This is a genomic window from Alcanivorax sp., from assembly GCF_014762765.1.
Lineage (GTDB): Bacteria > Pseudomonadota > Gammaproteobacteria > Pseudomonadales > Alcanivoracaceae > Alcanivorax.
This window is the reverse complement of record NZ_JABURH010000191.1, coordinates 1-7,656: the sequence shown is the minus strand read 5'-3', so window position 1 is coordinate 7,656 and position 7,656 is coordinate 1. Positions and strand designations below refer to the sequence as shown.

The 7,656-nt window shown below is 56.4% G+C and carries 6 protein-coding genes; 1 reads left to right on the top strand and 5 read right to left on the bottom strand.

The features are described 5' to 3' along the window. Positions 1-1,090 (bottom strand): class II fumarate hydratase (locus tag HUJ17_RS14760; protein ID WP_290511412.1); only part of this gene is annotated, 1,090 nt, incomplete at its 3' end. 91 nt (positions 1,091-1,181) lie between these two features. Between HUJ17_RS14760 and HUJ17_RS14755 the strand changes: the two genes are divergently transcribed. Next, positions 1,182-2,051: a GIY-YIG nuclease family protein gene (locus tag HUJ17_RS14755; protein WP_290511411.1), complete on the top strand. Its 870-nt coding sequence runs from the start codon at positions 1,182-1,184 to the stop codon at positions 2,049-2,051. Here HUJ17_RS14755 and HUJ17_RS14750 read toward each other — a convergent pair. The 4 genes from HUJ17_RS14750 to HUJ17_RS14735 all read right to left on the bottom strand — a co-directional run. Continuing rightward, positions 2,048-4,153, bottom strand: coding sequence for a DUF6160 family protein (locus HUJ17_RS14750; RefSeq protein ID WP_290511410.1), 2,106 nt, complete (start codon positions 4,151-4,153; stop codon positions 2,048-2,050). The genes HUJ17_RS14755 and HUJ17_RS14750 overlap by 4 nt on opposite strands. A 1-nt stretch (position 4,154) precedes the next feature. Then, positions 4,155-4,820 (bottom strand): hypothetical protein, encoded by a 666-nt coding sequence (locus HUJ17_RS14745; RefSeq protein ID WP_290511409.1) that lies wholly within the window; start codon positions 4,818-4,820, stop codon positions 4,155-4,157. Positions 4,821-4,833: 13 nt separating this feature from the next. Beyond that, complete coding sequence (locus HUJ17_RS14740) at positions 4,834-6,141, bottom strand: hypothetical protein (RefSeq protein WP_290511408.1); 1,308 nt, start codon at positions 6,139-6,141, stop codon at positions 4,834-4,836. A gap of 9 nt (positions 6,142-6,150) precedes the next feature. Further along, positions 6,151-7,656, bottom strand: a 1,506-nt coding sequence (locus HUJ17_RS14735; protein WP_290511407.1) for a hypothetical protein, incomplete at its 5' end; no start/stop codon positions are given.

The following is a 7,656-nucleotide window of genomic DNA, read 5'->3' as shown; positions in this document are numbered from 1 at the left end:
TGGCCACCAGCGGCAGCATCACGTTGAGCTGGAAGTTGCCGCTCTGGGCCGCCACCGCATTGGCCTGGTCCAGCCCCATCACCTGGGCCGCCACCATGGTCACCGATTCGCAGATCACCGGGTTCACCTTGCCGGGCATGATCGAAGAGCCCGGCTGGGTGGCCGGAAGTTGCAGCTCGCCCAGACCATGGATAGGACCGGAATTCATCCAGCGCAGGTCGTTGCTGATCTTCATCAGCACCACCGCCAACCCTCGCAGGGCCGCAGACAGATTCAGCGGCGCATCCAGTGCGCTCTGGGCCACAAAGGGATGGGGCAAGGGTTTGAAGGCCAAGCCGGTTTCGTCCGCCAGTTGATCCGCAAAAGTACTGGCAAATTCCGGATGGGCATTAATGCCGCTGCCCACCGCCGTCCCCCCCTGGGGAATGGCCAGCAGTTCATCCCGGGCCCGGGCCAACCGACTGCTGGCATCCTGTAATTGCAGCACCCAGGTCTGCAGTTCCTGCTCCACGGTCACCGGCATGGCATCCATCAAGTGGGTACGACCCGTCTTCACCAGTTCGCGCCCTTCCCGGGCCCGCAACCCCAGGCTGGCAATCAAGTGTTCCAGGCCGGGAAGTAACTGTTCGGTGACGGCCAACACGGCGGACACATGAATGGCGGAGGGAATGGTGTCATTACTACTCTGCCCCAGATTCACATCATCATTGGGATGAATTTCGACACCGGCGTCGGCGCACAGATGGGCAATCACCTCGTTCACATTCATGTTGGTGCTGGTGCCGGAACCGGTCTGGAAAATATCCACCGGGAACTGGTCCAGATGGTGGCCGGCCAGCAGATCATTGCAGGCACCGACGATGGCGGCCTGCTTGTCCGCCGGCAGCTGTTCCAGCTTGAGGTTGGCTTCTGCCGCGCAACGCTTGATGCGCACCACCGCCAGAATGAAACGCTCCGGCAACGGGCGACCGCTGATGGGGAAATTATCCACCGCCCGCTGGGTCTGGGCGCCCCAGCGGGCCGCTTTGGGCACCTGCACCTGGCCCAGGGAATCGGTTTCGATACGGGTGTCGGTGTCGTGGCCGTTCATGGTTGCCTCCTGGCAATGCATTTTCTCCATCATGGCACGGTAAAAATATCAGATCATCCATCCCGCCTTCACCACATCATGGCGTTTCGCCATGGACACTACCGCTATGTACCCAGATTCCAATTCCTGCCCGGTCGACCCAACCCTGTTTGCCGACCTGCCCGCCCTCCCCGGCATTTACCGGTTTTTTGGCGAGCAGGATGAGCTGCTCTATGTGGGGAAAAGCATCAACCTGCGGCAACGGGTAAAAAGTCATTTTTCTGCCCGGCATCGGGATAAAAAGGAAGGGCGGCTGTGCTACCTGACCCGCCGTATCGAACATCAGGTTACCGCTGGTGAACTGGGCGCGTTGTTGCTGGAAAACCGGGAAATTAAACAACGCCAGCCGATCTTCAACCGCCGCCAGCGCCGTTATCGTCAGCTACATACCTGGCGGCTGGAAACCGATACCCGCAATTTTCTGGTGCCGACGTTATACCGGCCGCTGGTGGATAACCATGGCTGGCAACAGGACAGCTATGGCCTGTTTCGCAGCCCACGCCAGGCAAAAGCCATGCTCGACAGCAAGGTGCGCGAGGTCGGACTTTGCCCGCGGGTCTGTGGCCTGGAAGGCAGCGGCAAGGGTGCCTGCTTTGCTCACCAGCTGGGTCGATGCCGGGGAGCCTGTTGCGGGAAGGAAACGGTGGAAAGTCATAACCAGCGGTTGCGGACAACCCTGGAAGATCAGCATATTCAGGCCTGGCCCTATACAGGGGTGCTGGTGATCCGTGAGGAGAACGGGCAACAAACGGACTACCATCTGATTGATCAGTGGTGTCATCTCACCACCCTGCAGCGTGAGCCGGAAACGGCGGCGGTGATGCCGGATACGCATGCCAGTTTCGATCTGGACAGTTACCGGATGCTGATCCGGTTTCTGGATCAGGGAATCGAGCATTTTGTGTTGGCGCCAGACAGCTAGGGCGGCGGTACCTTGGCAATGATCTCGCTATGCCAGGTCCCGCCAGGCATGGCGATGCGACCGTACTGCTGATCACCAAACCCCACCTGCCCTACCAGCGGGTTACCACCGCCGCTCTGACCGAAGTCCGCGCTTTGCCCCAGCAACAGTTCGTTTTCGATGGTCAGGCTGGGCAAGCCGTCACTGTTTTGATCGCCGGATTTCAATACCACGTTTCCGTTACGCCAACCGATACTGCCGCTCACATTGGAAAGCCGGAAGGCAGACTTCGGGCTGGAAACTTCCGCCAGTGACAGGTAGGCATTACCATCCAGATTCATATAGCCATCGAAACCCAGTGTTGCCAGGCCATCGGCCGTGGCGGGATAAAGCACAAAACGAAACTGGTCGGCGGACAGATTGAAATCCCACAGCGCCACATTGGCAGTGGGCCCGCCCAGATCACTGAGGCTGCCGGCCCCCAGCAGACCCCGTACCTGATAGCGGGACAGGGTATCGGTCCGCAGCATGATCCCTGACGCCATATCCGGAAATGCAGGATCGGTTTCGCCTAGCGTCAGATACAGGTCCCTGGCTTTCCAGAGCAGATCATTATTCAGCAGGCCCACCGCAACCTGGCTGGCGGTGTTGGCGAACAAAAAATGGGAATGGGTTTGCCAGTTATCCGCTGCCGTCGCGCGCACCAGAGGATCGTCATTATTAGCGGCATTCCAGAATCCCGGCGACTGCACCATGACGGTGGCGTCGGCCCGCAGCCCCACGTTGCCGGTGGGCCCTTGCGGGTAAGCCAGAATATCCGCATCCAGCTTGCCCAGGGTGAGAACGATGCCCCAGTTATAGTTCCCCGACCAGCCGGTGGTGGGATTGGTGACAGTCAACTGTTCACTGTAGGCATGCAGATGGCCGTTGCGCAGCAGGACAGCAAAGGCTGATTCACCGGCAGCGACCCGGGTGGGATGAAATACCCCGCCTGCACCAGTACACAATCCACTATCCGGTTGCCCGCCGACAACGCCACCACCAAAACACAGGCCTGCCGGGCCGGTATTGTTCTGCACCACATCAAGAATGGTATCCAGTGCGAACATGGGGCCAGTGCCATTGCCGAGACGTCGCCAGTTGACCAGCTCCATGCGGGTACGGTCACCGTCCGCATGGCCCAGTCGAAGCTGGAAATCCGTGTCGTAATCCCACTGTGTCTGAATCGTCAGCCCCTCAGAGCGGGGCGTATTGATCCCGGCGTAATCCCACAGGCCATTGGGGGAAGTCCCGATATAGCCGTAACCGAGCCCACCGGCAGACACCCGCACCCGGGCATCTTTCAGGCCTCCGAGCCAGGCACCGTGCAGTAGCGGCTGACGCCCAGCGCGATCAAAATTTACCGGCGACGCCTTGTACATCAGGTCGAATTGCAGGGCCGTATAGGTATGATCCGCTTCCAGCAACAAGCCGTTGTTGTCGATTCCGATGATGCCGCTGGCAGGAGCATGACCTCCAGCCGGCCCGTTGGTAAACCGGTTCTGCATGATCAGGTTGCCAACACTCAGCTCCGCACTGCCCGCCCCCCCCTGGCGGTAGATCCAGTCGCCGGTCATGGAAAAATCCAGGTTGGCATTCTGTCCGTTACTGTTGAACAGGCCCTGGTTGACCAGCATCAGGTTGCCTTGTGAATACAATCCAATCTGGCCCAGGGAGTGAAATGCATAAGCGGGATTGCTGGCGGTTTCCAGTGTCATCCCGTCCAGCGTGAACAAGGACGGCTGCCAGCCATACTGCAGCGCCAGAAAAGGGAGCGCGCCATCACTTCCCACATCCAGTTGCAGTTGAGCGCTCAACGGGTTGCCATCGCCCTGCAGGCTGAGGCCATTGAGCCGGGTACAGGCGTGTTGATCGGCTACGCCTCCACTGCAGGCTCCCGGGGGCGCATTGCCACTGTCTGTGATCCAGTTCAGTTGCTGCGCCTGAATACCACTGCTGTTTTCCAGATTGACGGTCAGCCCATCCTGGCCACGGATATCGGCCAGGCCACTGTCATCCAGTGGCGTCATGGCGGGAGCGATGGCTGCAAACGGTAACAGGGCCAGGATAAGCAAACCCCGCATATCAGAAACCATACAGAAACGCCCTCCCGTCAAAACGCATCTGCATGTCACCATTAGGGCTGGCCGAATCACTCATGCGAAATGCCAGTGCACTACCGGGATTGTTATCGAGCATAAAACCGGGCGTGCCAGCGTCATCCCCTTCCACAGCCATGCGCCCGATGTTCAGAAAGGTATGCAGGTCTTGATATTCACCCGGCCCCTTGGCAAAGGGATAATCAAGCTGAATCGCAGGCAAGCCATCCGGATTACAGGGGGAAAGCAGGCAATTGCCGTCAGCATCCTGAAAGCGGCTCAGGTCCCGGTAACTGGAACCGGTATGACTGAGAAAGGCGCCTTCCAGGCGAACATCTTCAATGGCAAGGCTGCCGTAAAAATCCTTCAGTACCAGCCAGTTCCCTTCCCGCGCCACAAATTCCAATCCCAACCGGCAGGGATCTGGAGTACCGCCGCAGGCCGTATCCGGCAAGTTGTCTTCGCCCACATTGTTGCGCAGCCGCAGGGTCAGCTGTATAGCATCGCCACCACTGATGGATTGCAGTTCATTCTCATCCATAGGTGTCATGGAGTCCGCTTTTCCATTAACTGGATGACCAAACGCGAACAGCACAAACAACGTCAGAATCCAGGAAACGATGTATCTTGATGACGTCTCGTAGTCGGACATACCCCTTCCTCCTTCAGCAGAACATCGTGCTGCCGTAGCAGTTTTGTTTAGGTGCCAGATCAAATTCCGGATGCTCCAACAGCAAGCCCGGTGCCCCCAGCAATGCAATGGCCTCGTCAATACCGCGGTTCCCCAAATCAGCATTGGGGTTATACACATCCAGCAGTTTTACGGACGGTGCATTGAGCCACCATCCGGTATTGGCTGGCACCGCATAGCCACTGGAACAACGTGGGGTAGCATTGCCTGTGGCACATATATCAAAGGCGCCCGATGGCAACTCTTCTGTGGGCGTCATCTTGCTGTAGCGGGGGTAAGCAATTGGTTCTCTCTGAAAGGAGAGAAAGAAGTCGGAGGTGTCTTCAAATGTCAGCTTGTGTACGTTACGAAGGTCGGTGTTAAGGCTGGCAAAAACCGTATCCATTACAGCTTGGGCCGCACAGGCAAGAGGATTAAAAAAGCCACAACTACCGCCCAGAAACTCCAGGTTATTTGTCTTCAATTCCGCCGCTTGTAAGCCAAGCGTCTGCATCCTGGTGCCAGCCAGATCCACAAACAGAGCATCATTGAGGTTATTACCACAATCATCATGGCCAATACTGGTTCTGCCCGTGCACCCGGTCGCTCTTATTGTGAAAATACTCAGCAATCTGGCTTCGATGTCCATGGTCAGTGAAAGCTCTGAACCCAAAAAACCACTGACGCTGTTTATGCCTGAATGACAGCCTACAACACCCGCACCAGTAACAGATCCTGTATTACATGTTGTTGCAAAAGCAGTATTTTCCTGATTAACCGCATTATTTGAATAATAACGACGCCCTGCGCTGATGGCCCCGTCTGCAGACTGGGCACCAATTTTTATGCCAGCAATCTCCCGCAGTGTGGTTGAGTTATCGTTTTTGACTGCAAACTCGATATAGGGTCTATCCAGTTTGAATGGACTTCCTGGATCTCCAATATCAGTACCGTTTCTTCCCATCAGGCTAAGGTAATCAATATCAATATCGCACCCTGCGTGACCTGAAAGATGATCATTGATACCACCACAGCCCAGCTGTAATTTTGAAACATTAAGGTTAAGCTGAAGCTCACCATCCAGGCCGATTCGGTAAAACTCAAAAGGCGATGAGTATGCATTCGGATTAGCCAATGTGGTGCCGGATATTTTGTCGGAAACAATCAGTCCCTGTCCCGTCACAGATCGCATCTGATCTTCATTGAGCGGCCGCATCCCGCCCCCGTTGTAGGCAACAGAGAATGATGTCCAGAATAAAAAAACGGCTCCAGCAATCCATGATTTTTTTCTTTTATTTATCATTACTGTTCCCTAGTTTCCCGCACCATAGCTGGTAAATTTCATGTAATTCACCTGCAAACCCTCGGCCCTGGCATCTCCCAGGTTTGCTGCACCGGTGCGGATCACAGGAAGCGTATTGGTTCCCGGCACCCCCAACAGTGTGGATGGGTTGGTTTTGTTAACGGTGGTGTAATCGGTCCCCGAATTAATGCTATAACTGCCGCCATAGCCACACTGGTAGTCGCTGCCATTACTGGCCGTACAGTTAACCGCCTGGCGGTAATAACGATCGGCAACACCACCGGTTCCTCCGCGCGGAGCATAGTCACCACAATTACTTCCTCCCGGACAGGAGTAGTCATCCTGACCGGGACGCACATCCACCGCCGTAATCATGTAAGCGAACGCATCAAAGTCATCGCAGCCTTCACACTTGCGAAAGAAAATGCCGTCATCGGTATCGTCATAGGCATTGCGGTTTGGCGAAGGAGTGGTGGATACCGCCGGGCAACCCACCCCCCGACAGGGATACCAGTCTCCCCAGCGGGAATAGCCATGGGTGACAAAATAGGAATCATCCACTGTATGGGTGGGAGTCGCTCCCGGGGTATTGGTCAGCAATGCTGCCCGAGCGGTGATGTAACCGGCATCCGGGCTATCCGGTACCACCAGAGAATAGAAATGATCATGAACCGCTGTATGAGTGGGAACATCCGGAAGACGGGGAATTTCCAGAATGAAATTGCCATCCTGGGCTGGCACCGTGTCCAACGTGAGAGCCTGGTAATAAAGCTGCCCTAACGGCACATAGGCATCCACATTCTTGAAATGCAGACCTTCCAGGGCATCAAATCTTACCGGCTGGCCCACCACGTCACTGGCGCTGCCACCCTGTTGCGCTGCTGAGAAACGAAAGTCCCCCTGCAGGCTACTGTGGTAGAGAATGGCAAAAGTTTCGTTACCGGGCTGGGTGAACTGGAAAAGACGAAAAGCAGAATTGGCGGCATTCCCCCGAATGATGGTCTGGGTTTTCAACAGATCCCCGGTGCCCACAGCCAGGTTATCGTTATTACCTGTGCGCCCAACCTCCAGTTCCCCCCAGAAAGAAAAGGTGTAATCCGGCTGCGCACTGGGCGCCAGATATTCGTAGATGGTCTTGTCCGGGTTATTGGGATCATTGTTGAGAATGCTGCCGTCGTAGCCGACACCACGGGGCGAAAACGCACGTAGCAGGTAAGGGTTGTCGTGGGGAGCAAAGTCACTGATGAGTCCGCCCCGGGGACAGCCCAGGCTGGAAGCATCACAGGAAGTACCGAAATTACCGCCGCTTTCATCCCAATGAAAACCGCCGGCACCGGCGCCGGAAATATTCACGCCATACCAGCGCAGATCCCCCCGCTGCAGCGTGGTATTGCCCACCGGATCCGAACCCACCTGCTCGAAATAACTGGTGGGTTTGACCAACCAGCGGAAATCCTCGAAGCCAATAGCCAACCCAGTGCCGGTCACCTGTGACAGGCTTTCTTCATCCAGGGA

What these genes read in the sequence shown, in the direction of transcription:
- HUJ17_RS14750 (WP_290511410.1), bottom strand. Translation starts at nt 4,153, where the DNA reads ATGCGGGGTTTGCTTATCCTGGCCCTGTTACCGTTTGCAGCCATCGCT.
- HUJ17_RS14745 (WP_290511409.1), bottom strand. Translation starts at nt 4,820, where the DNA reads ATGTCCGACTACGAGACGTCATCAAGATACATCGTTTCCTGGATTCTG.
- HUJ17_RS14740 (WP_290511408.1), bottom strand. Translation starts at nt 6,141, where the DNA reads ATGATAAATAAAAGAAAAAAATCATGGATTGCTGGAGCCGTTTTTTTA.
- HUJ17_RS14755 (WP_290511411.1), top strand. Translation starts at nt 1,182, where the DNA reads ATGGACACTACCGCTATGTACCCAGATTCCAATTCCTGCCCGGTCGAC.